Raw genomic sequence first — 26585 nt, 5'->3', positions numbered from 1 at the left:
TTTACATACGGTGTACGACAAAAGGCCGCCTCCGTCATCTTAGATGACGGGGGCGGCCTTCTTGGCAAGAACACTCCTTTAGAAACCGTAGATCTCCATCTCGTCGAGGAAGAGCCAGTCGGCAAAAGTCGTTCCGTAAGTCTTCGAGACTGTCAATTTGACATATCTTGCGCTTGTGTTGGCGAAGCTTGAGGCGAACCAGTTGTTGACGGGGGTCGAAACTATACCTTTCGTCGTATAAGCGATATTGTCCAAACTCGTCGCTACCGTGACGCTGTCCGGCTTATAGTTGTGCACGGAGCCGCTGTAAGCCAGCAGCTTCACCAGATTCACGATTTTGGCCGAGCCCAGGTCGAAGACGAAGCTGACGGTTCGGATCTGGCCACTTGTCAGCGGGTAACCGAAGGACTTTCCGTCCGTATACATCCCCGCCAGAACGCCGTTTGTCGCTTCCAGATTGCCTGTGTCCGGATAAACGGCGTCCGGAGCCGCCGACTTGGTATACGTCAGTCCGGCCGCCAGGTTGGATGCGGCAGGTTCGGTGCCGAATACGCCGATCTCGTCCAGAAACAAGTGGTCGGCGCCGGAAACGCCCGTTTTGGTAATGGCCAGCTTCACGTAGCGCGCCGTGTCATTGGAGAAAGAGATGTCATACCACCATCCGTTGTACCAGGAGGTTTCGCCCCGGGTCACGAACGTGTTCGGAGCCGCGTTTGTGCTGGTGGACACTACGATGTTGTCAGGTCCGTATCCGCTCCCCCCCGATTCGAATCGTCTGAGCTTGACCAGATTGACCGTCTTGTCGCTTCCCAGGTCGATCGTGATAGTGACCGTCTTGGTTGTGCCGACGGGAACGAAGAAGCCGTAGGATTTGCCGTCACCGTAATCGCCCGAGAGGATGCCATCGGTCGATTCTGTGCCGTTCGTGTCCGGGTAAGCTACCAGCGGCTGTTCCGATTTGACGTACGTCTTGCCCAGCGCCAGATTCGCCAGCGGCGACGAGGTGGCTCCGTACACTTCAATTTCGCCTATGAACATCCAGTCCGCGAATGCAGCCGTATTGAGCGTCTTCTTGAAATTGACCTTGACGTATTTCGCCGAAGCGTCGAGAAACGTAAATTCGTACCATAGTCCGTCGGTGCTGGTCGCGTAGGTGAGCTTACCAGCGGGCGTAAAATTGACGTTGTCCTTGCTGGTGAAGATTTCCACGCTATCGGGCGAATAGCGGATATTGGATTCCTCAAGCCTGCGGATCTTCACTTCGTTCACCCACTGCACGGCTCCCAGATCCACCGTGACGTCCACGGATTTGGTCTGGTCGTTCGTTCCGGTGTAGCCGTAGTTGTGGAAGTCCATATAATTCGTCGAGAAGACGCCGTCCGTCGATTCGCCGTTATTCAGGTCGGAGTATGTCGCATACGGCGCCTCCGATTTCGCATAAGCCTTCCCGCCCGCCAGATTGGCTTTCGGCAGCGCTCGACCCGCCGCCTCCAGACTGAACATGGCGTAGCTGCTCCCGCTGCCGGCGGTGGCGCTGATCCGCAGGTATCGGCCTTTGGTGTTTAGCGCGCTGAAATCGTCCCCTCCGTTGCCTCCGGAGATCGTCGCCGCATCGGCCCAATTGGTGCCGTTATAGGAGGTTTGGATTTTGTAACTCGTCGCAGAAGGCATACCCCATTTGATCTTGACGGCGTCGATCTGGTATTGCGCGCCGAGATCCACGCTGATCCACTGCGAGCCCGCCGCGCCGCTCTGCCACTTGGTGGCTGCGTTCCCGTCCACCGCTTTGGAAGCTTCGCTTCCCGTCTGCTGGGAGGAAGCCGTGGCTGTCTTGCCTGCCGCGATGCTGAAGATTGGTTCTCCAGCCGCCGCGCTCAGCAGCAGTTCCCGCATCCGGATCATCTTGCCGATGTCCCGGGAGTAGACCGTGCCGTTCGTGACAAGGCTGGAAGCGATGCCCTTGGCCATCTCCGGATTCGTCTGCTCCAGTATTTTGAGCAGCTCGTAATCCTCGATGCCGTCGCGCTGCGCCTCAAGCCGAATCGAATTTTTCAGCTTCTTGTTCGGCGCGTCAGGCTGGACGAGATGCAGATCTCCTTTAATAAACTGGTTATTCATCGCCAAATCCCAATGATTGTAGCCGTAATGCAGGTAGCCGGTAGTCCCCGTGTTGTAGGCATACCAGGACATAGCCCTGTTCATCCATACGGGCTGGTCGATCGTCCGGTTCAGGTACATGCCCCTTGGCTCTGCGCACGTATAGGTCCATACTTCCTCGTTGTACGGCGCCGCCTTTCTTGCTTCGAAGAACGCCTGGTTGTTGTCGAAAAGATCGGATTGGGGCACCCAGACGCTGACGTAACCCGCCAATTGCGTGTGATAAGATCTGTTGATGGCATCTCCGAATTTGATATCCGGCCAATGGACCCTGACCTTGTCCGCGAGGTTCACATACTCGTCGACGATCGCTTGGCTGCTGGGCTCATCCCGGACGTGCTGCCACCAGATATCGGCCCAGGTTCTGCCGTCCGGAAGCGTCTTGCTCTCCAGATGAGCCTTCAGGGCCGGGAAAAACTGATTGATCCAGTTAACGAGCTTGGGATCGTTCGGCGTATTCAGAATCCAGTTCCGATACGGATTGCCGTTCGCGTCCCTGTCGATGATGACGCCCGTCGTAAAGCCTTCCAGCCGCTTGACCACGCCTTTATCGATGAAATACTGGATCACCTGGTCGAATACGCTCCAATTGAACGTATAGGTTCCGTTGGCATCGACGGTGGAACCTCCGTCAAGCAGCATATACACGTAGTTGACCGGAATGCTGTTTGTCCGGAAGATTTTCGCGTTCTCGGCGAAGTTATCCATCAGCGTCCACCAATCGGCGGACAGACGCGGATAACCGTAAGCGTTTTGAAGATTGTCCCCATTGATAACGTCGGTGGAGTCCGGACCGTAGAACTGCATCCATTGCGCGCTCGTGAATGCTCCGTCATCGGTATCCGGCATCGTGACGTTCCTGACGTCGACCGTAATGCCGACAGTATGGTTTCCCTGGGACGTCTGCACGATAGCGGTGCCTGTATATACGCCGGCCGCCGCATTCTTGGGAATATAAGCCCTGATCCAGATCGGTTGTGTCGCATTGGCGGCCACGGCGATCGTCGCATTGTTCGACAGAGATTCCGGGTAATGGCCCGGGCCTCGCCTGACGACATTGAGCATTTGATCGGAGTTGGCGTTCAAATACTCGTACTCGACGTACTGGAACTTGAGATTGCTGGAAGCGATCGTATTCCCGCCGCTTGTCAGATTGGTGAACGATACTCCGTTGACGGTGAACGCCGAATCCCTCCGGATGAGAATTTGCGCCGCTTCGTATTCGTTCTTGGCGGCTGAGAGCTTGATCGAAGCGCCGGAATCCGGCATTCGGATCGTATGGCGGAAGACATTGACGTATGACGACTCTGTCCATACCTCGACATAGTTTGCATGGGCCGCGGATCCTCCCGAGAACATCGTGCCGAGACCGATTATGAATGCCAGAAAAATGCCCCAAACTCTTTTCCCTTTGTACATAAGCTCAACTCTCCTTTTCGCTTAATGTTGCAATTTCCCGTCCAGCGCGGTAATCGATGACGTAGCCTGATGTGCATAATTCCTCCTTTGCCGATCGGTTGATGGTGGCAGGAACCGCCAACGTAAGCGGTTCCACAAATTAATGATAGCGATTCGGATTTGAAAATTAGGACATTTCCTATTTGGAATAGGCCGTTTTTTGACATTTTAGAAAGTATAGAAATCTCTATACCTTGCTGAAATGTCTCCGACAATAACGCCATTCTCTGTCCAGAGGACGACAGAGGCGTTTTGCTTGCCGCAGCCTGCTTTGTACAAGCTTCTTCAGTATGCAGATGGCTTAAGTGTGCCTAAAATTGCTGAAGCTTGGGCACAACCGTTCCCAAGGTCAATCGATGTGTAGAAAAAGCGCTGGCGCTCGGGCCTGAGGCCGCCTTAGGTGATGAACAACGCTCTGGCAGACCCGCTGTCGTAACGCCAGAAGCTAAAGCTTGGGTGATTTCACTGGCTTGCCAGAAACCCAAAGAATTGGGCTACTCTTATGAAGTCTGGACGCAACGTATTTAGAAGGTTCTTTGAGCTACAAAGTGGTAGCTGAACGAGAAGGAATTCGTAACTGTTCCCAACTGAAGGTGTGGGTAAAAAAATGGAAGAATGGGGAGTGCGGCGAATCATGAAAGAGCTATTGATCCAATTGATCATTCGAGAGAAGCGGAAGCAGTCCAGTTACACACCTTCTGTTGTCTATGAATCGCTTAAAACGTCAATTCCATGCCACAGCCCCGCAGCAAAAAATGGTGACGGATATTACCTATATCTCTGAGGGAACAAAATTCCATTATTTATCCGTCATTCAAGATCTATTCAACAACGAAATTGTCGCTTGGCAGTTGTCGGAACGCAACGATGTGGCCCGTCAGTAATTGGCTATTTTCGTTTGGCGAAAACAGCTAGTAGAATGCTCCTGATATAACGTTCATGACGTGTTATCGCTTCAATGCGCATCCAACTTCTTTAGAAAATCAACGAACTCACGGCTACGGTGCCGCTCTTCAATTGAGCCGATTACTTCTCCTGTGACCAGGTCAATGCCGGCCAGCAAACTTAATGTGCCGTTTCTTTTATACTCGGAGTCCCGACTGATCGTGGGGTGCTCACCCGGCACCGGGCAAGTCTTCCGCTGTATTGACAATGGCTTGATGCCGGGCTTTTCGTCGAAAGACAGCGGCTGGAGTTCATTTGCGTTAAGCAAACGAAACACGCTGCTGGGCGACATGCTGGAAAGTCATTCATGTCCTGCGGATACTGCGTGATGACGTACATGCTGGGCGACCAGATAGGCTCTGACCGTCCTCAATTTGAATTCTTCTGTATACGTCTGGAATGTTTGTCCCTGTTAGCCATAAAAATATCCCCTCCACGTTGTCACTCAAACCTCCATGATAACATGAAGGGTTTTTTGAGTGTCTACTTGAAGGGGATAATACCACATCGTAAGGGGTGCTCATTAAGCTACTGGTGTGACGTATGCGAAATCCAATTCAAAGGCTGTTTTCCCTTCAATCCGCTTTTTCCAGTAACGTCTCTGTGCTCAGCGTAAAGCCCTCGATGACGGCGTCTTCGTCAACCTCAATCATAATGCAGCGTTTGCCTTGAAAACTCACCTGTTTAATATACCTTAAATCCTGTGGACTGATTGTAATCGTGGCTACCTTGGTATCGATCTTTATCGATTTTGACGTGAATTTCGGGATAACACTTTTCGCCTTCAGTTCATAGTTCTTATCGTCAACGATGGTCTCAAACGCCCGTTCCACGGCTTCTTTTGTCACATGATCTACGCCGCTTGCTGTCAGCACGCGTTCCAAATCGGTATAATCCAGCTTCGGAGGTTCTTCCTCATCCTCGTGGGATTCAATCACTTGATGGATCTCCTCGTACACATGTGCGAGCGTGGCTGCATCCAGCTGTTCACCCGTCACTTCCTTCACGATGTCTTCAAAGATCTCTCTCTCTTCCAGTGCCGTCATAGACCGTTCCGCATTCAAAACCTCAGAGATGAAATGTGGATTCGGATCATTCGATTTCCCCGTACAATATAGAACCCGGTTCACGTCCGAATAACCATCAGTCACACTGGGAAAAAAGAATCCTTGCTCCGGTGTACTGAGCTTGATAATCGGATCTACAATGATATTGTACTTAAACTCTCTCTCCACATAGTCGAACAAGAGGGCCTTCCGCTGCTTCTCCGTAGAGTTCACACTGCATAGAATGAACGGATGTCCGAACACTTCGTCTTTCCCTGTCTCCTCGGCTTCCTCATTCCTCGCCTTGGTCGGCCGGTAGTATTGTCCGCGTACGAACGTGATTACCGTATCCCGTTCATACGTCGTGTCCGCCATAATTTTGTCCACCAATAGCAACATCAGATCCTGCCACTCCTCCGGATCTCCAGTCACCAGAGCTTGGTGAAGCAGGACCCGCGAAGGGTCTTCCGCTTCCTCCTGGAACTTCAACTCGAACAGCTTATGATCCAATTCACCGGTCAGCAGCTTTTTGAAATTGCCCATGTACAGCTCCTGCTTCTCCCGGTCCACTAACTCAAAGGGATTCCGCTCCCGGTGATAAATTTCGTTCGTTTCCTTCATAATGTACACGTTAAGAATATCGTAAATACTCATCAATTCATTATCCAGCTTAAACTGCTTGCGTATGTGTGCGACTTCTTTCTTGTTCATAGTTCGTCAGACAACTCCTAGAAAGTAAATTGGCTTTATAAGTATAAATGAAACAAAAACCCTTCGCTAGAAGGGTTTCTTGTCATTGCTTCTTTTCTCTATTTTATATCCCTATCCACTGGCGTAAAGACGAATAAAACATGATTTCTGGTCAAAACATAATGGCCGCAGAAAGCCGATTAACATTCATAGACCATCGAATCGGCCATTTCTTGTCCATTCCTGGACTAAATATCCCGAAGCAGGGAAGTATTCAACTCCGCTCTTCCTAGGTAACCGCTGCAGATGACAGGGCGGTTAATGATTTCATATACCTTTTTAAGATCCGTAATGTACTCCTGGCTCCAAGTTTCAAACGATTCGAATTCTTTCTTAGAAATTTGGTGGTACTCCGGGCTGTCGGCGATCCCCGTTAAGACCTCATACGCGTAGATATCGTCGCCAAACTTTCCTACAGATTGGTTGCTACCTGTTTTCAGGCGGATATAATCGGTGTATCTCAAGGTCATCACTCCATGTATCATGAATATCGTACAATTATAATAATCTGCCCTTCAGTACAACACAACCGCAGCCAATAAGGACAAATACCTCCATAACACACCGCAAAAAACTCCATCCCCTAAGGGACGGAGTTACTCCGCTACCTTACTTAACTGTCTGCAGCCTCATCCATATGCTGTGCAAATTCGTCCAGAAGCGCACGTACTTCATCTGTAGACGCCGTGCTCATCAATTGATTTCTTAGTTCGCTTGCCCCTCTGAACCCTTTAACATAAATCTTGAAAAAGCGATGAAGGGCTTTGAATGGACGGGTTTCTGATTCTTGGAAATACTGATCATGGAGATCAAGCTGTAATCTTAAAAGATTAAGGTATTCGGCACCGCTAGATCATGCTTAATAATTTTGTACATCCAACCTTACTGACCATTATTTATATTAAATTATACAGGTAATTTCTATCTTGTTTATGAAAAAGAACGAATTCCCCAATCAGAAATTCGTTCTTTTTACATTATACTGATTCCAACCAAGCTACGCACTCCACATGAACCGTCCACGGAAACATATCCACCGGCTGAACCTCAACGGTCCGGTAGCCGCCGTCCTCCAGTACGCGCAGATCCCTCGCAAGTGTAGACGGATTGCAGGACACGTACACCACACGCTCCGGCTTCATGGCCAGAATGGTCTCCAGCAGCGCTTCGTCGCAGCCTTTGCGCGGCGGATCGACGACGATCACATCAGGCACTATGCCTTCTTTGCGCCATCGGGGGATAACCACCTCGGACAAGCCCGCTTCGAACACGGCGTTGTCCACCCCGTTCAGCGCCGCATTGCGCTTGGCATCTTCAATCGCCTCCGGGACGACCTCCACCCCGTACACCCGTCCCGCCTGGCGGGCCAGGAACAGCGAGATCGTGCCGATTCCGCAATACGCGTCGATCACGGTCTCCGTTCCAGTAAGCCCGGCATATTCCACCGCCTTGCGGTAGAGCTCTACCGTCTGCACAGGGTTCACCTGATAGAAGGAACGCGCCGAGATGGCAAAGCGGATGCCGTCCAGCTCATCATAGATGACATCGCTCCCCCACAGGGTACGTGTCTCGTCACCGAAGATCACATTCGTCCGGCGCGGATTGATGTTCTGGACAATGCTCGTCACACCCGGAAGAGCCTTGCGGATCCTCTCGACCCAGCGCTCGACCTGCGGAATCCGCGGTCCGCTTGTGACCAACACCACCATGGCTTCACCGGAAACAACGCCGACCCGCGCCATCACATGGCGCAGCAGTCCGCGGCCTGTCTCCTCGTTATAGGCCGTAATGCCAAGCTCCCGGCCGATGGCCTTCACCTGGGCTACGATCTCATCATTCACCGAATGCTGGATCAGGCACTGATCCATATCGATGATACGATGGCTGCCTCTGGCATAGAACCCGGCCACAAGCCGCATATCCCCGCCTTTGCCCGACCCTCCCGCTTCCGGCACCATGCCGATCGGCACCTGCGCCTTGTTGCGGTAATGCCAGGGGTTGTCCATCCCCAGAGCAGGATGCACAACCACGCCGCCATCGCCGGCTTCACCCGCAGCGACGCGCAGCTTGCCGATCCGCTCCAGATTGTCCACCACATGCTGCCGCTTCCAGCGCAGCTGGGCGGCGTAGTCCATGTGCTGCAGCTGGCAGCCGCCGCACTGCTTATAGATCGGGCACGGCGCTTCCACGCGGTCAGGGCTGACCGCGAGCAGCTCCTGCAGCTTGGCATAGCCGTACTGCTTCTTTACCTTCAGCACTTTGGCGCGCACACGCTCGCCGGGAAGCGCCCCCTGTATAAAAAGGGTAAAGCCGTCAGCACGGCCTACCCCTTCGCCTTCATGCGTCAAGCCGATGATATCGACGACGACTTCATCATTTTTGTTGACTGGCACATTCATTTGCCTTCTATCGCTCCGTTATTCTCAAGTTTTACTTATAGGTCGTGTTGCCTTCCTCATCTACAAAGATATCCAGATGCGATGGCAGTATATTAAAGGTGCAGGGCAGCGTCCCCCCATATTCGCCATCCAGATTAAGCTGAATGTAATCCGGCGTCGTCACCTGGAGCGCACGGGTCTGGAAATGGACCACATGCGGATCATTCAGATGCTCGCCGCGCAGCGCCAGGGACGCAATCCGGATAAATTCGCCGAGATTGCATTTCTTCAGCACGATCACATCCAGAAGTCCGTCGTCAATCGACGCATCCGGAGCCAGCTTCTCGAAGCCTCCGACCGAATTGCTGTTGCAGATGAGAAACAGCATGATTTCCTCATGCATCTCGCCGATCTCATCCGCCTGAAGAATCAGCTCGGTAGGACGCAGACGGGTCATTTTCTCAAGACCCTTCATATAATAAGCCAGCTGCCCGATCATCGTCTTCAGCTTGCTGGGAACCTCATAGGTCAGCTCCGTCAAGGAGCCCCCGCCCGCAATATTGATAAAATACTTCTCATTCGCTTTCCCGAGATCGATCGGGCGCTTGTACTGCTGGGTAATCAGATCGCAGGCGGCTTCCCACTGCTTGGGAATACCTAGCCCGCGGGCAAAATCATTGGTCGTGCCGAGTGGCAAAATTCCGAGCGGCGGTCTGGCTTCCTTGGTCGCAAGGCCATTGATCACCTCATACAGCGTGCCGTCTCCGCCCGCCGCAATAATCATATCAAAGCCGCGGTCGACCGCTTCCACCGCTGCGATCGTGGCGTCGCCTTCGCTCTCTGTCGCATGGCAGCTCGTCTCGATTCCGCCCCGCTCCAACCGCTGCAGAATATCCGGCAGCCGCCGCTTGATTTCTTCTCGTCCCGAGGTCGGGTTGTAAATTAATCTTGCCCGTTTAATTGACATTGTGGCCACCTCCGGCACGTTTCAACCGCTTTATGAAGCCGCATCTTTCGCGCACTCCGCTTACAGGTGAAACATTAGCCCGCTACCCTTCCCCTATCATATATCTGTGCTTCTATCGATTAAACAAATCTCTGCGGATCCGAATCGCGGACAGCAGGCGCGTTCTCCCCGAATCCGGCCAGCCAGCCGTTTATCTGTTCTTCCATCCAGCCGGCAATTCCGGGACTTGGCAGCAGCGCGCGTCCATTATACCGGTAAGCCAGATCTCCGAGCCTGGATGGGATTACCGTGCGCGTGAAATATCCCTCGCTCAGAAACAGCGGAACGACAATCACTGCCTGCTGCGGCTCCTTCCGCCGCATCGCGCCCAGCCTGCATGCCGCCTGATTCGGCAGCAGCATGGCGGTATCTCCGCCGGCAAATCCGCCAAGCTGCAGCAGCCGCTGCAGCAGCTGCTGCAGGCCGCTCCGCCAACGGCCATGAAAGACAGCTTCGCGGGAGCCATGCGCCACGAGCAGCAGCCTCTCCCGCTCCGGGGCTTCCGACAGCCCGCGGATATTAGCGAGCAGCATCCCGGCAATCTGCGGGTCATCGTCGATCGGCAGTCCGAACCGGATCCGGGTCTCTTCCTTCCAGCGGAACCGAGCAAGTTCGCCCGGACGCCTGGAGGATACCGGCGGCAGGCCAAAGGCCTGCGCAATATCATCCACATGGGTACTGCCGGACGAAACAAAGAGCGGAAGGACGTAAATATGCGTCACACCTTCCGCTTCCAGCTGATCAATGCCATCTTGAATGAGCCGTCCACCCACAATCTCCAGAAAGGACGAAATGACCGGAACAGCCTGCCCGCCGCGGGCGACAGACAGCTCCAGCCGCTTCTCTCCGGCAGCTCTTGCAGGCGATAATGCTTCCCAGGCGGCACCGGAACCCTCCGCCTGCTGCCGCCCCTGGATGCCTTCAGGCCGCCATCTCACCCGGGATGATGCCGAATTCACGGCATCATCCACCAGCTGTACCCACTGCGCTTCCCTGGAACCGTGACTGATTACGAGCACACCCGGCCTCATCGGGGTTAGCGTCCTGCGCGCTCCAGCGCCATTTTGTAGCCGTCATTGCCGTAATTCAGACAACGCTTCACACGCGAAATGGTGGCCGTACTGGCGCCGGTCTCGGCTTCTATTTGATTATATGTGGAACCCTTGCCCAGCATACGCGCTACTTCCAGACGCTGCGATAAGGATTGAATTTCATTCACCGTACATAAATCATCGAAAAACACGTAGCATTCTTCAACCGTCTTGAGCGTCAATACGGCCTCAAACAGCTGATCGACCGTTTTATCGTTAAGTTTCTTAAGCTGCATCGGTTGTCTCCCCCTTACCCGAACTAATATTCTCATTGTATCGGTTTCAAGGTTACTTATCAAGCATTACCGTATTCACGCATTACCGGACAGAAGGAGCGCTGTCCCCTACCTTTTATGTGCAGCATACCCGCATCCGCGGAATTTTTACGAAAAAAACGGGCATTCGTCCAATCCTTATGTTTGCCTATGCCATAGACTATTAACAAAACGGAAAAGGTTGTGATCAGCGTGAAATATCGCTACGATCCGTCCGGCAGAAGCTTTCAGCAGCCACTCGGAGGGCAAGGACAAGGTCAAAGCCCCTTTCCCGGCATCTCCGATCCCTTCTTCGGCGGCAGTAATAATGCTATGGTTCCATTTGATCCCGGACAGTTTCAGAACCCCATGCCGGTTCCCGTCCCGCCGGCTGCGGAGATAATAAACGAAGGCTCTGCAGCAGCGCCGGCCAAAGCCGGCGGTTTCTCGCTCCCAAGCAGCCTCAGCGATCTGAAAGGTTTTGTTGACCGGATGGGCGGCATTGACGGCATTGTCAGCACCATGACCAAAATGCAGAAGGTTGTAGGCAGCATTACCCAGATGGCCCCGCTTATCAAGGTGCTGGCAGGGTCCTTCGGCAAGAAAGGGGCAGCCGCTGACGAAGATGGCGACGGCCTGGCGCCTCCGCGCCGGAGAAAACGCCGCGGGACTGGCCGCCGGCCCGGCTCATCCGCTGGCCGCAAACGCCGCCCCGTCAAGAAACGCAGGCGGTAATGGAACGAAAGCAAAGGCTGGATACCATGGGCAGCAGGCGCTTCAAGCCCCTGCTGCCCATAGATCCAGCCTTGCCCCGATCCCGGGTCTACATAAATATCCTCATGATTTGATAGATAAGCGCAGCAAGCAGCACCGTAATCGGAATGGTAATGATCCAGGAAATGACGATCCGGCCTGCGAGGCCCCACTTGACAGCGGAGAAACGCTTCGCGCTGCCGACACCGAGAATCGATGAGGTGATGACATGCGTCGTGCTGACAGGCATATGCGTCAGGGTAGCCGTCAGAATAACGGTAGCCGAGGTAATATCTGCCGCAAAGCCGTTGATCGGCTCGATTTTGAAAATTTTCGTTCCCATCGTCTTGATGATTTTCCATCCGCCTACGGAAGTACCGAGCGCCATCGCGGTTGCTGCGGATATTTTAACCCATAGCGGAATGACAGACACATCTTCCTGCAGCTCAGCTGCCACAAGGGCGAAGGTCATGATTCCCATCGCTTTCTGCGCGTCGTTCGTCCCATGTGTGAACGACTGGAACGCGGCCGTAATGATCTGCCCGGTCCGGAACCCCTTGTTGATCTGATGGGGGCTGGATTTGGCGAAGATCTTCTTCAAAATCCACATCACAATAAATCCGCCCGCGAACGCGATTAAAGGCGAGAAAATGAGTGCTTTTACAATATCGATAAAGCCTCCGCCGTTGATTCCGGCAAATCCGTCCGCGCTCACGACTGCGCCGGCCAAAGAACCGACCAGGGCATGCGAGGAGGAAGACGGAATACCCAGCCACCAGGTGATCAAATTCCAGATGATCGCGGATATGAGCGTGGCGACAATGACCTGGACGCCATTCTCAAGGGTGGCGGGATCGGCAATGCCGCTGCCGATTTTTTTGGCTACGCCGGTGAATAACATCGCGCCCGTGAAGTTCATGACGGACGCGAGCACAATCGCCACACGCGGCGAGAGCGCCCTTGTCGATACGGATGTCGCGATAGCGTTCGCCGTATCGTGAAAACCATTTATAAAATCAAAAGCCAAGGCCAGAAAAATGACAGCTCCTACCCAGATGTACATCATATCCATTTAAGCTCGTCACCTACTCCTTAGCTATTGCGCATGATGATGGTTTCGAGTGTATTGGCAACATCCTCGCAGCAATCGGTCGTTTGCTCCAGCCGCTCATAAATTTCCTTGCGCTTGATCAGCTCAATGGGATCCTTGACGTTGGCGAACAGGCTTTTGATGCATACCCGCATCAGATCGTCGGCCTGATTCTCCAGCTCATTAATAGAGATGGCCGGCTCGCGGATCGCCAGCAGCTTCTTCTCGGACAGCAGGTAGATCGCTTTCTTGATCTGCTGGGCGCAGCGGAGCAAGATATCCGCAAATAGGGTAATGTACTCATCAGGCTCGGTTACATTATACATTTCAAAACGCGAGGCGGAAGCTTCGATACCATCCAGAACGTCATCAAGTGACGTGGTCAGCGACATGATGTCTTCACGCTCAATGGGTGTGATGAAGGTTTTGTTCAGCTCTGTCAGAATGGTATGAACATAGCTGTCGCATTTGGATTCGTACTCCTTCATACTTTTCGCGAACTGGGTGACATCCCTGATCTTCGAAACATTCTCTTCAAAATATTGAGCAGCTTCGAGAATCGTATCCGCCATTGCTTCCAAGGTTGTAAAAAAAATGTCTTTTTTCTTAAACATCGGTATCCCCTTCGCCTTTAAGCATAATTTACTTGTCGTTCATGTAACCACTATGAAACAGTGAATAGCTTATCACAGTATACCTTGTAATTGTTAAGGGATTGTAAAGGAATTATGACTTTTTTCATTTTTTTTGCACATACAGCAATTTTTTATCTGCTCCTCTTTCCGCTATTCTCTTCTCTTTCGCCTGATTTTAATCAAATTTCGGGAAAAATGAACAAATGAGCGACTGGCATCAAACGGGCGATAGACTATAATTACCAGCCAAGAAGAAACGGCTAAAGCCGTCCTCTGCAGGCGAGCAGGTTCCTTTCCTTAGAAATATAAGCCTAGTATGAAAACTTATATGTTCTTACATTCCAAAAGAGCAGACCGGCATCAGCCTTTCTGCTCTTCCACATCCCGGACATTTTTAGCTGTAGCTCAGATGGTCTCCGAACGACGGTGTCAGGGGCACAATATGGTAGAACGTCTTCCCTGGAACAAAAGGCAGCTCGCGCCCGTCCTTCATCAGCCGGATCGCCCCGTCATCCGCACGCACCCAGCTGCATTCAACGGCCTGGCCAAGCTGGATCAGCACTGCCGGACCGCCGGACTTCAAGTCCACTTCCAATCTGCCATAATCGTCGTACGTGCGGTGCTTGGTCCCGATAACGGCCAGATTGGCCGCCGCAAGCTGTTCTTCTGTAGTCAAATCGGTATGGGGCTTGTCATTGATCGAACGGAAATACAGCTTCTTCACCTCATCGAATACATAAGACACCTTGTAATTCTTCAGCAGAAAATGAATATCCACCTTCGTCGCTGTTATCCCGCCTATTGTCGCCCCTACATCGGAGAACGGGTAAGCCGGGATCGCAACGACGTCCTTGTATTTCTTACGGGCCGCACCGGCGCGCAGCTTCTCGATGCTGGAATACAAGTTATGCGGCGCTTTGCGGAACTTCTCCCGCCAGAAATAGCTCCCCGCATTGGAAATCTCGTCGAGGTAGGCTTTGCCCTGATGCTGCAAAATATCATAGCCTTCTGTACTCGCTCCGGCATGGGCAAGGATAGCGTTGAACGTGTCCCCGATTTCAATTAAATAAGGGCGATTGCTGCGGATCGGGCCAATGGGGTCCTTGAAGCCATCGCTCTGGAAAATCGCCACCAGGCGCGTTATTCCGCCTTCCGCCAGCACCTCCCATACCATATCGGCATGCGGCAGACCCGACTGCGGCCGGGCTTGCCCCATATTATTGATCATGACGGCGATCGGCCGTTCAGCCGCTTCCTTCTCTAGCGGCAAACCTGTAAGCGGCGCCGTGAAAGCAGGAGCAGGCTCAGGCTCCGGAATGGGAACAGGCTCCGGGTCGGGAAGCGTCTTCTCCTCAATGGGCGGCGCCGGTTCAGGATCCAGCTTGTCGGCTCCGCCGCAGCCGGCGATGCTCCCCACCAGCAGCAGCAGCACAGCGAGCAGCACAATGCCTCCCGCCCGTTTGATGCGGCCTTTATCAATCATGCGTAAACCACCTTTTACCTGTTATGAGTGCTTCATCTTATTCCATTATTAAACCATAAGCAGGGGGGCATTGTCTTGCTTTCATCGAAGATTACCATGCGGCTTTTGAAGTTTTGACGGGCATTCCGGGCACAAAAAAATGAGGATCGTAAAAGATCCTCATTCCTGAATTAATATAAATGGCAAGCCGCAAAATGACCCGGCTCAATTTCCTTGAAGGGCGGCATTGATTCCGCGCACTGCGGCATCGCTTGCGGGCAGCGGGTGCGGAAAGGGCAGCCGCTCGGCGGGCTGACAGGGCTTGGAATCTCCCCCTGCAGGATAATCCGTTCCCGCGATTTCTGGATTTGTGGATCGGCAATCGGAATCGCCGACAGAAGCGACTGGGTGTACGGATGAAGCGGGTTGGCATTGAGCGCACCCGATTCCGCCACCTCGACCAGCTTGCCCAAATACATAACGCCGATCCGGTCGGAGATATGCTTGACCATCGCCAGATCATGGGCGATGAACAGATAGGTTAAGCCATGCTCGCGCTGAAGTTTTTTGAGCAGATTCACGACCTGCGCCTGAACCGACACATCAAGCGCGGAGATCGGCTCATCGGCGATAATAAATTGGGGCTCGATCGCAAGCGCCCTCGCGATTCCGATTCTCTGGCGCTGTCCGCCGGAGAACTCGTGTGGGAAACGCCCGGCATGTTCTTCATTAAGTCCGACGGCATCCAGCAGCTGATGGACGCGTTCGGTTTTCTTCTTCCCGGTATAGAGCTTGTGAATATCCATGCCTTCGGCAATGATCTTGCCTACGGTCATCCGCGGATTGAGCGAGGCATAAGGATCCTGAAACACCATCTGCATCTCGCGGTTGAACTTCAGCCGTTCTGCTCCATTCAGCTTTCCAATATCCTTGCCGTTGAAAAGCACTTGTCCTTCTGTTGCCTCATAAAGACGGATGATAGTGCGGCCCGCCGTTGACTTGCCGCATCCGGATTCTCCTACCAGACCGAAGGTTTCCCCGCGGCGGATGGAGAAATTAAGGCCATCGACCGCTTTGAGTACCCGGTTGTCCTTCAGTTGAAAATGTTTGCGTAAATTCTTCACTTCCAGAATAGGCTGATCAGACATGCGATACACCCCCTGCCGCCATGGGAGGCGTTACTTTCGGCGCATCGGGATGATTGAGCCAGCAGGCCGAGCTATGCGTATCGGATATGCTGAAGTGCTCCGGGTCCCGCTCTCTGCAAATTTTCATGGCATGCGGGCATCTAGCAGCGAATGCACAGCCTTTGGGCGGCGCGTACAAATCGGGCGGAGTGCCGGGAATGGAATAAAGCTCACCGCTGCGGTCACTGTCCAGACGGGGCGTGGAGCTCAAGAGCCCCCAGGTATAGGGATGCCGCGAATGATAGAAAATATCATTCAGCTCGCCCTGCTCGACTACCTTGCCCGCATACATGACCAGGACGCGCTGCGCCATTTCGGCGACCACTCCCAGGTCATGGGTGATCAGAATAATAGCCGTTCCCGTCTTCTGCTGAATGTCCCGGAGCAGATCCATAATTTGCGCCTGGATCGTGACGTCCAGCGCTGTCGTCGGCTCGTCCGCAATAAGAAGTCTCGGATTGCAAGCCAGCGAGATGGCAATCATGACACGCTGGCGCATCCCGCCGGACAGCTCATGCGGATATTGGCCAATCCGCTCTTCCGGGTTGGACATCCCAACCAGCTTCAACAGCTCGACTGCCCGTTCAAGCGCTTCGGACTTCCCGAGTCCCTGATGCTTGCGTAGTCCTTCGGCAATTTGCTTGCCGATCGTCATGGTCGGATTAAGCGAGGTCATGGGATCCTGGAAAATCATCCCCATTTCCTCTCCGCGCACTTTTTGCATTTGTTTCTCGGTGAGCTTGGTGACCTCGGTTTTTCCATCAAACAGAATGGAACCTGCTTTGATATAGCTCGGCGGAGATGGCGTAAGACGCATAATGGTCTGGGCCGTCACCGACTTGCCGCTGCCGGATTCCCCGACGATGGCGAGAACCTCGCCTTTATTTAACGTAAAGGAGATGCCGCGAACCGCCTGAACCTCGCCCGCGAACATTTTGAATGAAACCTGCAGATCGTTCACTTTCAATAAAGGTGCGCTCATTCGACTCCCCTCCTTATTTTCTCATTTTCGGATCAAGAGCATCACGAAGACCGTCGCCCAGCAGATTGAAGCTGAGCAGAATCAAACTGAATACCACAGTCGGGAACAGCAGACGGTGCGGATGATATCTCATCACCTGCGCGCCATCGCTAAGCAGATTGCCCAGCGAGGCAAGCGGCGGCCGAATACCGAGCCCGATAAAGCTGAGAAACGCCTCGGCAAAAATAGCCGCCGGCACAACGAATGTAATTTGTACGACAATCACGCCAAGTGCGTTCGGAATGAGATGCTTCAGAATAATACGGAACGGATTGGCGCCCAATGTCCGGGCCGCAAGAACAAATTCCTGCTCCTTGAGCACAAGAAGCTGCCCGCGAACGAGCCGCGCCATGGACACCCATCCGGTAATGACGTAGGCAAAAATAATCGACTTCATGCCCGGACCCATAACCATGAGCAGCAGAATCGCCATCAACAGGTACGGGATGGAATACACCACTTCAATAAAACGCTGCATAATCGTATCGACTTTGCCGCCGAAATAAGCGGAGATGCCGCCGTATAGAACCCCGATTACCAAATCGAGCAGGGCTGCGACAATTCCGATGGTCAAGGAGATGCGCGCCCCCCACCATATGCGGGTCCATAAATCCCGTCCAAAGTCATCCGTGCCGAAAAAATGGTCGCCTGACGGTCTTAAATTAACGCCTTCCGCATTCTGGGTCTCGTAATCGTAGCCGCTGAAGAACGGCGCCAGGATAGCCAGCAACGTAATGATGACGAGGACAACCAGTCCGGCCATAGCCAGCTTGTTCTTCTTCAGACGCCTCCACGCATCCTGCCAATAGTTGAGAGAAGGACGCAGAATCGCTTCTTTGTTTGTGGACTGTGGTGCCGGTTCAAACTGATCCTTGGCGATAACTTCCATCCTTTATCTCCCCCTTCCCAGACGAATGCGCGGATCAACAAAACCGTAAATGACATCGGTCAAAAACATCATGACCACCAAAATGGCGGCGTAAAATATAGTCAGTCCCGTAATCATGGTATAGTCGTTGGTTAAAATCGCACTCACAAATTGATAGCCGATCCCGGGTACAGAGAATATTTTCTCGATAACCAGCGTACCGGTAAGCACGTTGACCGCAATCGGCCCCAGGATAGTCACGACCGGCAATATGGCATTGCGGATCATATGCGTGCCGACAATGGATACCGTCGCAAGCCCCTTGGCTCTTGCCGTCTTGATGTAGTCCTGCCCGGCGACCTCCAGCATCGAGGCACGCATCATCCGCGCCAATATGGCTATGGTGCCAAGCGCCAATGCCAGAGCAGGCAGAATGCGGTGCTCAGGCGTGGTCCACAATCCAGGCGGGAGCCACTTTAATTTCACACCCACGAAATAAGACAATAGCGGCCCGATAACGAAGGATGGAATCGAAACACCGACAATCGCAATGAACATTGCGGAGTAGTCGCCGATTTTGTTATGGCGGAGCGCTGCAAAAATTCCCAGAAACAAGCCGATGATCACCGAAAAAATAAGTGCTTCAAGACCGAGCTCAAAGGATGCCGGGTAAGCCGACTTAATGACACTGACGACCGAACGGGTTGGAAACTGGTAAGAAACCCCGAGATCGCCTTGCACAACTTGACCCATATATTTCAGATATTGCTGCCACAGCGGCTTGTCCAAACCGTATTGTTCGCGCAGGATTTGAAGATTCTCCGGCGTAAGCTTCGCCGCAGCTTCACCGAAAGGATTGCCCGGCAGAAACTTCATCAGGAAAAAGGTAATCGTGACGATAACCCATAAGGTCACGAGCATATAGAAGAATCTGCGCAGCACGTATTTGAGCATAAATATCCCCCCTTCCATAAATTAGCAATCACCATTTAACATGAAGGAAGCCGTTCGAGTCTGCAACTTGAACGGCTTCCCCTTTGTGACCTTCCATGCCTGGCGTTTTATGATCGCTGTCTATGCCTTGTTGTCAAGAAGAAACGGCTGCGCCGTCCTATGGCGGCAGAGTGAATTTCTTCCCTTAGACCTTATAGAAATTTATAAGAGTAAAACGCGATAAGGTTTAGTAATGCGCCCATTTCAATTCGAAATCAGGACCATACGGAGGCAAGATCAGGTCTTTCAATGCAGGATTGATAACAAAAGGCGAAGAGCGGAAGAAGAGTGGGAATACAGCCGCTTCTTCCATCAGAATTTTCTCAGCCTGAGCCATCTCTTCCGCACGTTTAGCCAGATCCGTTTGCGTCTGAGCATCCTTGATCAGCTTGTCGTATTCAGCGTTCGACCAGTCCTGCGTATTGAACGGACCGCCGCTCACGTACAGGTCAAGCCAAGTCATCGGATCATTATAATCCGCGCCCCATAGCGAAGAGACGATCGTGTAGTTCTTGCTTGTTTCACGATCCACGCGATTCGCGTGCGGCAGCGGTTCAGCCGCTACATCGACGCCAAGATTTGTTTTCCATTGCTGCACAATATATTCGAGCAGTTTCTTGCCGGTTTCCGTGTCATCGCCGATAATGGAGAGCTTCGGCAGCGTCGCACCGGATTCTTTCAGCCCTTCTTCAAGCAGGGCCTTGGCTTTGGCCGCGTCGAAAGCTACTTCCGTATCGCCGACAACAGCGCGGAACTCCTTGCCATTGCCGTCCTGGTTGCCGTTTGGCACATAACCGGTGGAAGGCACGGAGCCATTCATCAATACCAGATCAGCCAGCCCTTTACGGTCAACAGCCATGCTGAATGCCTGACGGACTTTGGCGTTTGCAAAAGCGGGAACTTTCTTTTGTTGAAAATTGATATAACCGGTAACCAGTTCATTCTTCATCTGCAAGTCAGGCTTGCCATCATAATCTTTCATCTGGTCGCCTTTGACGTCGGTGTAATCCGTTTCGCCGGTTTCATACAGATTAAGACCGGTGTTTGTATCTTTCACGATGTTAAGCGTTACTTTCTCCAGCTGGACATTAGCGGCATCCCAGTACTTGTCATTCTTCTCAAGCACAAGAGATTGCTCATGGTTCCAGGTGACAAGCTTGAACGGGCCTGCTCCCAGCACCTTGTCCGCATCCGCACCGCTGCTATCCCCCTGAGCCTCCACAAATTTCTCATTCTGCGGATAGAAGTTCAGGAAAGCCAGCTGATCCGTGAAGAACGGCACCGGATGATCCAGCGTAATGACCAAGGTCGTGTCATCTTTCGCTTCGACGCCCAGTTTTTCTTTGGCTGCTTCGACAGCTTCAGGCGATTTTGCATTCAGAATGTCATTGCCGCCCTTGATCCACGCAACCATGAACGCATAAGTGGCTTTAGTTGCCGGGTCAAGCGTCCTGCGGTAGGAATATACGAAATCATTCGCAGTCAGCGGGCTTCCATCTTCCCAGGTAAGACCGGAACGCAATTTTATGGTATATGTCAGTCCGTCTTCGGAGATTTCCGGCAGCGATTCCGCGATTGCCGGCTGCGGCTTCAAATCTTTGTCCAGACGGTAGAGACCTTCGCTGATCGCGCCAAGAATTGTAAAAGCTGCAGAGGTATCCGCAATCGAAACATCCAGTGCTGGAGGATCAGCCCGGTAATTCATTACCAGCTCTTTCTTGCTGGAACCGGTGTTTCCCGCATTTCCGTTGGTACCTGTATTCGAACCTGCATCGTTATTGCCGCAGGCAGCCAATATAGATCCAAGCAGGGTTAAAATCACAATACCTGACATGAATGGCTTCAACTTCATGAATAGACCCCCAAATATAATTTTGCCAGGGTTTTATCGCAAATAATTTCCAATTATCAGCGAAATAATTAACCTCAACGTTAGTATTATAACCTAACAATTTTATGATATCTATCGTTTTTTTTAAAATATCATGAAGGAAATAAAATGAAATTTTGAATTTAAGGTAATAGTTTAATTATATTTTCACTTATTTCCTTTAATTGTTATTATAAATGATTGCATTAACTGGTATTCATAGTATATTTATTTCCAGTTTTTAATTATAGACATATAGCTAACTTTTCATGTTATATGGGTGTTTGATCAAGACGATAGGCATAAAAAAAAGAGCCACCTGACGTGACTCCCTTAACATGTCCTCATTATTAATTATTACCCTTATATGGGGCAGCCATATCCATCCAACCGAACCCATGACTAACTTCCAGACGAAAAATCCATACTACTTGGCAAGGTAATTTACGGCGCTAAAGGAGCTGAGCTGCTGATGTCCCATCTGATTGAATGGATAACCCGTCATTGGCTCAGCACCATTTTGATACTGGGAGCCGCCGCGGCTTTAACATTCGTTTTCATCCACCGCAAGTCCCTTTTTTATAAAGAATAACATTGGCGTGTTTGCATCAGGCACCTGTCTGATCGGGAGGATGTGGCTCTTCCTGCCGGATAAGCGGCAGCCGGATGGTCACCATGGTCCCTTCCCCCAACACGCTATCTACACGAAAAGCGCCTCCGTGAATCTCCACGATCTCCTTGCAGATGGCAAGGCCGAGCCCGCTCCCCATCTTCTGGCTGCCGCCCTTATAGAACTTGTCCAGCACATGCGGCAGATCATCCGGCGATATCCCGCAGCCCGAATCGCGGATAGCGATACGCGCCCAGCCTGATTCCTCTTCCGCGGTTACAACAACGCTCCCTCCGCTTGGGGTGAACTTAAAAGCATTGTCGAGCACATTAATGAGCACCTGCTTCATCCGGTTGGCGTCTGCCTCCACCATCAGAGGATGGCTGCTGCCAAGGCTGGCTGAGAGCAGGATGCCTTCCCGCTGAACACGCGCATCGAACTGGAGCATCGTTTCCTTGACCGGTTTCAGAAGATCCAGAGGTTCCGGATGCAAGATGATGCTTTTGGCATAAAGCTTGGAGAAATCCAGCAGATCCTCAACAAGCCCGGACAACCGGTCCGTCTCCCGGTCAATGATCGTCAAGCCCATTTTCAGCTCCTCGGCGTCGGAGGGGTCGCCTGCAAGCGTCTCGCTCCAGCCTTTTATCGAGGTCAGAGGCGTTCGCAGCTCATGGGAGATGGAAGAGATGAAATCAGTCTTCAACTTCTCCCTCCGTGTCAGTTCGGAAGCCATCGTGTTAAGCGTCTCCGCCAAACGGCCGATCTCATCCCGCTCATGTGGCGTCGCCCGGCGGGACCAGTCCCCTTCGGCCATCTGCTCGGCCACGCGCGTCAGATTGCGGATCGGCATGGCTATCCGGTTGGCCAGCAGCACGCTCATGGCGAAGAACAGCAATACGACGGTGAATCCTACCAGCACTGTGATCCACAGCATATTGCGCACCGTCTCGTCGACGCTTATCAACGAAGCGGTGTAACGGAACATCGCCACGATATGCTTATCCTGTTTGACAGGAAGCGTTACCGCGGCGATCCGCTCATGCGTGAGCGGATCGATGCCCCGCCAGACCCCCCGTTTGCCTTCCATCGCTTCAAGCACATCGGGTGTACCGACAGTCTGGCCATTTCCCGCAAGACCGTCGCTATCCACGATCAGATAACCCGTGTAATCCAGCAGCTGCAGATGCGCGGTGCCCTCGGACATATTTTGCAGCATATAGCTTGCTTTATCTTTCATTGGCTGATAGGAGATATTGCGGTTATGAAGGGCCGCTTCCGTCTCAGCCCGCTGGATAACCGATCCGACTGCGCTGCCGTAATAATAATTCCATACAAGGGTGACGAACATGGCGCCGAGCAGAACCACAACGAGCGTAATGAGCACTCCGTAGCTCCACACCATGCGTGTCCTCAGGCTGCCCATTTAATGTCCGCCCCGTTTCCAGCGGTAACCGAATCCCCAGAGCGTCTCGATGTACCGGGGATCGGACGGCTTGTCCTCCAGCTTCTGCCGGATTCGCCGAATATTCACATCAACAATTTTTAAATCGCCGATAAAATGCCTTCCCCAAACCGCATCCAAAATATCATCGCGGCTGAGCCCTTCGCCTTCGCGCTCCATCAGCAGCATGACGAGCGTCCATTCCGTCGGCGTCAATACGATCTCCACGCCGCCCTTCCATAAGCGCCGCTCCGTCGAAGACAGCCTGAAAGGCCCCGAGCTCAGCTCGCCTGAGCGGACGCCGGGCGATTGACCCGCGGACGCCGCCCAACCATCACGGGAAGGAATAACGGGCGATGCGGCGGGAGATCCCTCCCCGGTTCCCTGGGCTGCGCTGCTGCCCGGCTCTGCGCCTGCATCTCCTGCATGTCCCGCTTCTGCCGCAGGCCCTTCTTCGGGGCGGCCCTCTTCCATCTCCATACCCAAAGCGCCTCCAGCGGCCGAAGAGTCCCCGCCATCAGCCGAGCCGCTCTCCTGCGAAGTCAAGCCGCCCGGCATCATCCTTCTGTGCAGCGCATTAAGCCTGGCAATCAGCTCGCCGGGACTGAAGGGCTTTTGCACATAATCATCCGCCCCCAGTTCAAGGCCGCGGATTTTGTCCTCTTCCTGAGCTTTTGCGGTAAGCATAATAATCCCCATCCGCGGAAACCTCTCCCGCAGCTCGCCGCATACCTCAAAGCCGCTGATCGTCGGAAGCATCACGTCCAGCAGCGCTACATCAAAAGGAGGAGAGGCCGCATAGGCAAGCGCCAATGCTGTCTCTCCATCCCCGGCTTCCGTAACATCCATCCCGTTGCGTTTTAAATTGATGCGGATAAACCCGCGAATCGCTTCCTCATCTTCAAGCAGCAATATGCGCATAGCTGGCTCCAACCTCCTGACAAATGACCACAAGGAGATCGAGCCGACCTGCCCTGCATTCACCGGTAACATATATTCAACACATTCAATGCTGGGGAAGCAGCTTGAAGACTTGCTTGAGTTTCGCTTCGTCCAACTGAAGTTTATCATAATCTTTTTTACTTTCTTCCGTCCAGTTGTCCGGCGCCTCCGACCAGACAGCGGCATATACGAATCCGCCCGCCTTCGCCAGCACGGTCATGGTTCTCGAACCATCCTGCAGTTCCTGCTCCTCTTCGTTCCAATTCGAAAGCGGCACCGGCTCGATGGCAAAGAGCTCCGCCCGGTCTCCTGTCTGCTGATTGTAATAATCGACCCCAAGCTGCCTGACTTCCCGCAGGATCGTCAGTCGAACCGTATAGTTATTGCGCCATTCCGCCGGAAAACGGAGCTCGTATCCGTCCGTGCTGTCGATGTACCGCTCCTGTACCACCTGGAACTCTCCAGCTCCATCCCACTGCTTGTATTGCTCCAGCCAGAGCAGCTCGCTGTATGGCAGATCAGCTGCTTGTCCAGGCGCCTCCAGTGTCACATTAATATCAAGAATCCCGTCTCCATTCCCGTCGCCTCCGACGGTCTGGCGGGCATTATTCTCCACGACCTCGCCGCTCGCCCTGGGCTGGGGATAGATTTTACTGAGCCGGCCGTCAACCCAGGCCAGCATGACTGTACTGGAGGAATGGGCTCCGAGACTCGCATCGGCCAGTATGCCCGTACGGCCATTGGCAATTTTGCCGATTGCCAAATTATAATAACTATTCACGTTTCCATTCAGAGGAGCAGAAGCAATTTCCTCTATACTCCCCTCATGAATGGCATGAACATGCACGGAAGCCTTCATCTGCTCGCGATTCAGCTGGATGAGCACAAGCTCAAGCTCGCCATTGCCGTCCACATCACCAATGCCCAGCGAATCATAAGGCAGCTCGGCAATGGGACCCGGCAGCTTATCCCCGTTGTAAAGGTCATTAATATGATAGACTGCAAGGTTATGCTGAGGCTCGCCGTATTGGTTCCAACCAATAAGCAGCTCGGGCTGCCCATCCTGGTCCAGATCGACTACGCGCAGCAGATCAATGCCGTAACTGGAGGACTCATCGAATGTGAACCATTTCTTCCAACGGCCGCTGCCATCCTGCTTGAGCACCATCACTTGCTCCGTATCGTTCTCATTGACGAAAGTCACGATTGCTTCCTGTTCTCCATCGCCGTCAATATCCGTTTTGTTGACGGCCGCATTGGAGGCTTCCTGAACGGGCAGCGCCAGCTTGGCCCGGACAGGAAGCGCGTCGCGCACGGCCGAAGCCAGCTTGGCATTCTCCGGCGTAGATTGCGGACTGAGCAGAAGATCAGCCGGCGTGGTGGTATATTGACAGCCTGTCAGGATGAGCATGCCGATTACCATCAGCCCTATCATCCTGCCAGAGCGCCCCCCTTTATATCGTCGCTTCATCTTTCTTGCCCTTGTCCCCTTCCGGTCATCCTTACTGCCGCAAAGAAGATACCGTATCCGCTTCTTCTTTGGCGCTCCTGACAACAGCGAAATCCGCTGTCATAGGTTTGACCTTTCGCTCTCACGCTTGTATTATCAATGCTTCTTCGCAGCCAGTAATTCATCGACAGTCACGAAGGTATACCCTTTCTTCTGCAGTTCCTTGATCACGCCAGGTAGAGCGGAAACCGTATTCTTAATATGCTTGCTGCCAAAAGAATGCATCAGAATAATGCCGCCGGGTTTCGTGTTTTTGTTCACATTAGCTTTGATGCTTGCAGCCGATTCGCCCGCCCAGTCTCTGGTGTCAACCGTCCAGCCGACGAGATCGCGTCCGTTAGCCCCGATCATTTCGTTTAAGGTGCTGTTCGTCGCTCCGTACGGCGCTCGCACCAGACGGGGTACATATCCGACGGCTTGCTGGATCAGTGTATCCGTCCACATGATTTCGTTTGCGATATGATCGCTGTCGAGCTTCGACAGATCTTTATGGTGATAGGTATGATTGCCGATTTCATGACCTTCCTTGACAATGCGCTTCATCATGTCCGGGTATTTCTTGATTTGCGTGCCTACGGTAAAGAAAGTGGCTTTTGCATTGTACTGCTTTAATATATCCAGAATAGCGGGCGTGTACGAAGTATCCGGCCCGTCATCAAACGTAAGGGCCACCAGCTTGCTTCCGGCTTTTGCTTCATATTGTACAACCGGAGAGGTCGGTTTATCCAGCTTTAAAGTTGAATTGCCTCCCTTATCCTGCTTCTGGCCCGTCTGACCGCCGGTTCCGGCAGGCTGCTTCTCGACCTTTCCCGACAAATTCAGATCTCCGTTTTCTTCAGCTCCAGCCGCCGAAGCGATATTCTGCCCTTCACGAGGCGAATCGCCCGGCGCCGATCCTCCGCTTAATGCTTCGACACCTTCTGCGCTTCCGATAATGTTATCATCCGCCCACAGATCCCAGGCAGACTGCGTATTGTAGCTGCCCACAAATAAAAGGATGGCTGCGGCAATGACCAGCAGCACCAAGCGGCGCCGCCTTTTCTTCTTTCTCCTGTCTGTAAACAACTCTCTAGGTATCATATCGCTCTCTCTCCCATTCCGCTATACCTTTATGGTAA

At 52.8% G+C, this 26585-nt stretch carries 21 protein-coding genes and 2 pseudogenes; 1 reads left to right on the top strand and 22 read right to left on the bottom strand.

Annotated features, from left to right (window positions below; all coding sequences use genetic code 11):
- Positions 1-78 precede the first annotated feature (78 nt).
- From IEY46_RS26335 to IEY46_RS26290, 9 genes and pseudogenes are all read right to left on the bottom strand, one after another.
- A complete protein-coding gene (locus IEY46_RS26335) occupies positions 79-3576 on the bottom strand; it encodes a discoidin domain-containing protein (protein WP_188996819.1) in 3498 nt (1165 codons plus the stop codon).
- 994 nt (positions 3577-4570) lie between these two features.
- Positions 4571-4828, bottom strand: coding sequence for a hypothetical protein (locus IEY46_RS26320; protein WP_229750552.1), 258 nt, complete (start codon positions 4826-4828; stop codon positions 4571-4573).
- 307 nt (positions 4829-5135) lie between these two features.
- Entirely contained in the window at positions 5136-6317 is a 1182-nt protein-coding gene (locus tag IEY46_RS26315; protein WP_188996811.1) for a DUF4317 domain-containing protein, read from the bottom strand.
- Positions 6318-6544: 227 nt separating this feature from the next.
- Complete coding sequence (locus IEY46_RS26310; protein ID WP_229750551.1) at positions 6545-6820, bottom strand: hypothetical protein; 276 nt, start codon at positions 6818-6820, stop codon at positions 6545-6547.
- A 149-nt stretch (positions 6821-6969) separates the two neighbouring features.
- Positions 6970-7206: pseudogene (locus IEY46_RS36525) on the bottom strand (tRNA-dihydrouridine synthase); the annotation flags it as partial.
- 127 nt (positions 7207-7333) lie between these two features.
- Complete coding sequence (rlmD, locus tag IEY46_RS26305; protein ID WP_188996807.1) at positions 7334-8755, bottom strand: 23S rRNA (uracil(1939)-C(5))-methyltransferase RlmD; 1422 nt, start codon at positions 8753-8755, stop codon at positions 7334-7336.
- A gap of 31 nt (positions 8756-8786) precedes the next feature.
- Positions 8787-9701, bottom strand: a complete 915-nt coding sequence (locus tag IEY46_RS26300) for a diacylglycerol kinase (protein ID WP_188996805.1) — start codon at positions 9699-9701, stop codon at positions 8787-8789.
- Between the two features lie 119 nt (positions 9702-9820).
- Entirely contained in the window at positions 9821-10771 is a 951-nt protein-coding gene (locus IEY46_RS26295) for a sirohydrochlorin chelatase (protein WP_188996803.1), read from the bottom strand.
- Positions 10772-10776: 5 nt separating this feature from the next.
- The gene (locus IEY46_RS26290; protein ID WP_188996801.1) at positions 10777-11067 is read right to left on the bottom strand and encodes a YerC/YecD family TrpR-related protein; all 291 of its coding nucleotides are present in this window, start codon (positions 11065-11067) and stop codon (positions 10777-10779) included.
- Between the two features lie 231 nt (positions 11068-11298).
- Between IEY46_RS26290 and IEY46_RS26285 the strand changes: the two genes are divergently transcribed.
- Complete coding sequence (locus IEY46_RS26285; RefSeq protein WP_188996799.1) at positions 11299-11820, top strand: hypothetical protein; 522 nt, start codon at positions 11299-11301, stop codon at positions 11818-11820.
- Positions 11821-11908: 88 nt separating this feature from the next.
- On the opposite strand, the gene IEY46_RS26280 is transcribed toward IEY46_RS26285, so the two are convergent.
- From IEY46_RS26280 to IEY46_RS26220, 13 genes and pseudogenes are all read right to left on the bottom strand, one after another.
- Positions 11909-12910: an inorganic phosphate transporter gene (locus tag IEY46_RS26280; protein WP_188996797.1), complete on the bottom strand. Its 1002-nt coding sequence runs from the start codon at positions 12908-12910 to the stop codon at positions 11909-11911.
- A gap of 20 nt (positions 12911-12930) precedes the next feature.
- The gene (locus IEY46_RS26275) at positions 12931-13542 is read right to left on the bottom strand and encodes a DUF47 domain-containing protein (protein ID WP_188996795.1); all 612 of its coding nucleotides are present in this window, start codon (positions 13540-13542) and stop codon (positions 12931-12933) included.
- Between the two features lie 415 nt (positions 13543-13957).
- Positions 13958-15046 carry a DUF3048 domain-containing protein gene (locus tag IEY46_RS26270; RefSeq protein ID WP_188996793.1) on the bottom strand — a complete coding sequence of 363 codons (1089 nt, stop codon included), beginning with the start codon at positions 15044-15046 and terminating at the stop codon, positions 13958-13960.
- 170 nt (positions 15047-15216) lie between these two features.
- Positions 15217-16173: an ABC transporter ATP-binding protein gene (locus tag IEY46_RS26265; protein ID WP_188996791.1), complete on the bottom strand. Its 957-nt coding sequence runs from the start codon at positions 16171-16173 to the stop codon at positions 15217-15219.
- Complete coding sequence (locus IEY46_RS26260; protein ID WP_188996788.1) at positions 16166-17194, bottom strand: ABC transporter ATP-binding protein; 1029 nt, start codon at positions 17192-17194, stop codon at positions 16166-16168. The genes IEY46_RS26265 and IEY46_RS26260 overlap by 8 nt, the downstream gene beginning before the upstream one ends.
- Positions 17195-17207: 13 nt before the next feature.
- Entirely contained in the window at positions 17208-18122 is a 915-nt protein-coding gene (locus IEY46_RS26255) for an ABC transporter permease (RefSeq protein WP_188996786.1), read from the bottom strand.
- A 3-nt stretch (positions 18123-18125) separates the two neighbouring features.
- Positions 18126-19055: an ABC transporter permease gene (locus tag IEY46_RS26250; protein ID WP_188996784.1), complete on the bottom strand. Its 930-nt coding sequence runs from the start codon at positions 19053-19055 to the stop codon at positions 18126-18128.
- Between the two features lie 226 nt (positions 19056-19281).
- Positions 19282-20946 (bottom strand): peptide ABC transporter substrate-binding protein, encoded by a 1665-nt coding sequence (locus IEY46_RS26245; protein ID WP_188996782.1) that lies wholly within the window; start codon positions 20944-20946, stop codon positions 19282-19284.
- A gap of 626 nt (positions 20947-21572) precedes the next feature.
- Entirely contained in the window at positions 21573-22997 is a 1425-nt protein-coding gene (locus IEY46_RS26240) for a sensor histidine kinase (RefSeq protein ID WP_188996780.1), read from the bottom strand.
- The gene (locus IEY46_RS37120; protein WP_373288902.1) at positions 22998-23489 is read right to left on the bottom strand and encodes a winged helix-turn-helix domain-containing protein; all 492 of its coding nucleotides are present in this window, start codon (positions 23487-23489) and stop codon (positions 22998-23000) included.
- A gap of 78 nt (positions 23490-23567) precedes the next feature.
- Positions 23568-23936 (bottom strand): annotated as a pseudogene (locus IEY46_RS36940) (response regulator transcription factor); the annotation flags it as partial.
- A gap of 85 nt (positions 23937-24021) precedes the next feature.
- Positions 24022-25392 carry an FG-GAP repeat domain-containing protein gene (locus IEY46_RS26225; RefSeq protein ID WP_188996778.1) on the bottom strand — a complete coding sequence of 457 codons (1371 nt, stop codon included), beginning with the start codon at positions 25390-25392 and terminating at the stop codon, positions 24022-24024.
- Between the two features lie 171 nt (positions 25393-25563).
- Positions 25564-26547, bottom strand: a complete 984-nt coding sequence (locus IEY46_RS26220) for a polysaccharide deacetylase family protein (RefSeq protein ID WP_188996776.1) — start codon at positions 26545-26547, stop codon at positions 25564-25566.
- Positions 26548-26585 lie beyond the last annotated feature (38 nt).

Origin of the sequence: Paenibacillus nasutitermitis (genome assembly GCF_014641075.1) — a bacterium.
Taxonomy (GTDB): Bacteria; Bacillota; Bacilli; order Paenibacillales; family Paenibacillaceae; genus Paenibacillus_Z; species Paenibacillus_Z nasutitermitis.
The sequence above is the reverse complement of the archived record's forward strand: the minus strand, read 5'-3'. Positions and strand labels throughout refer to the sequence as shown.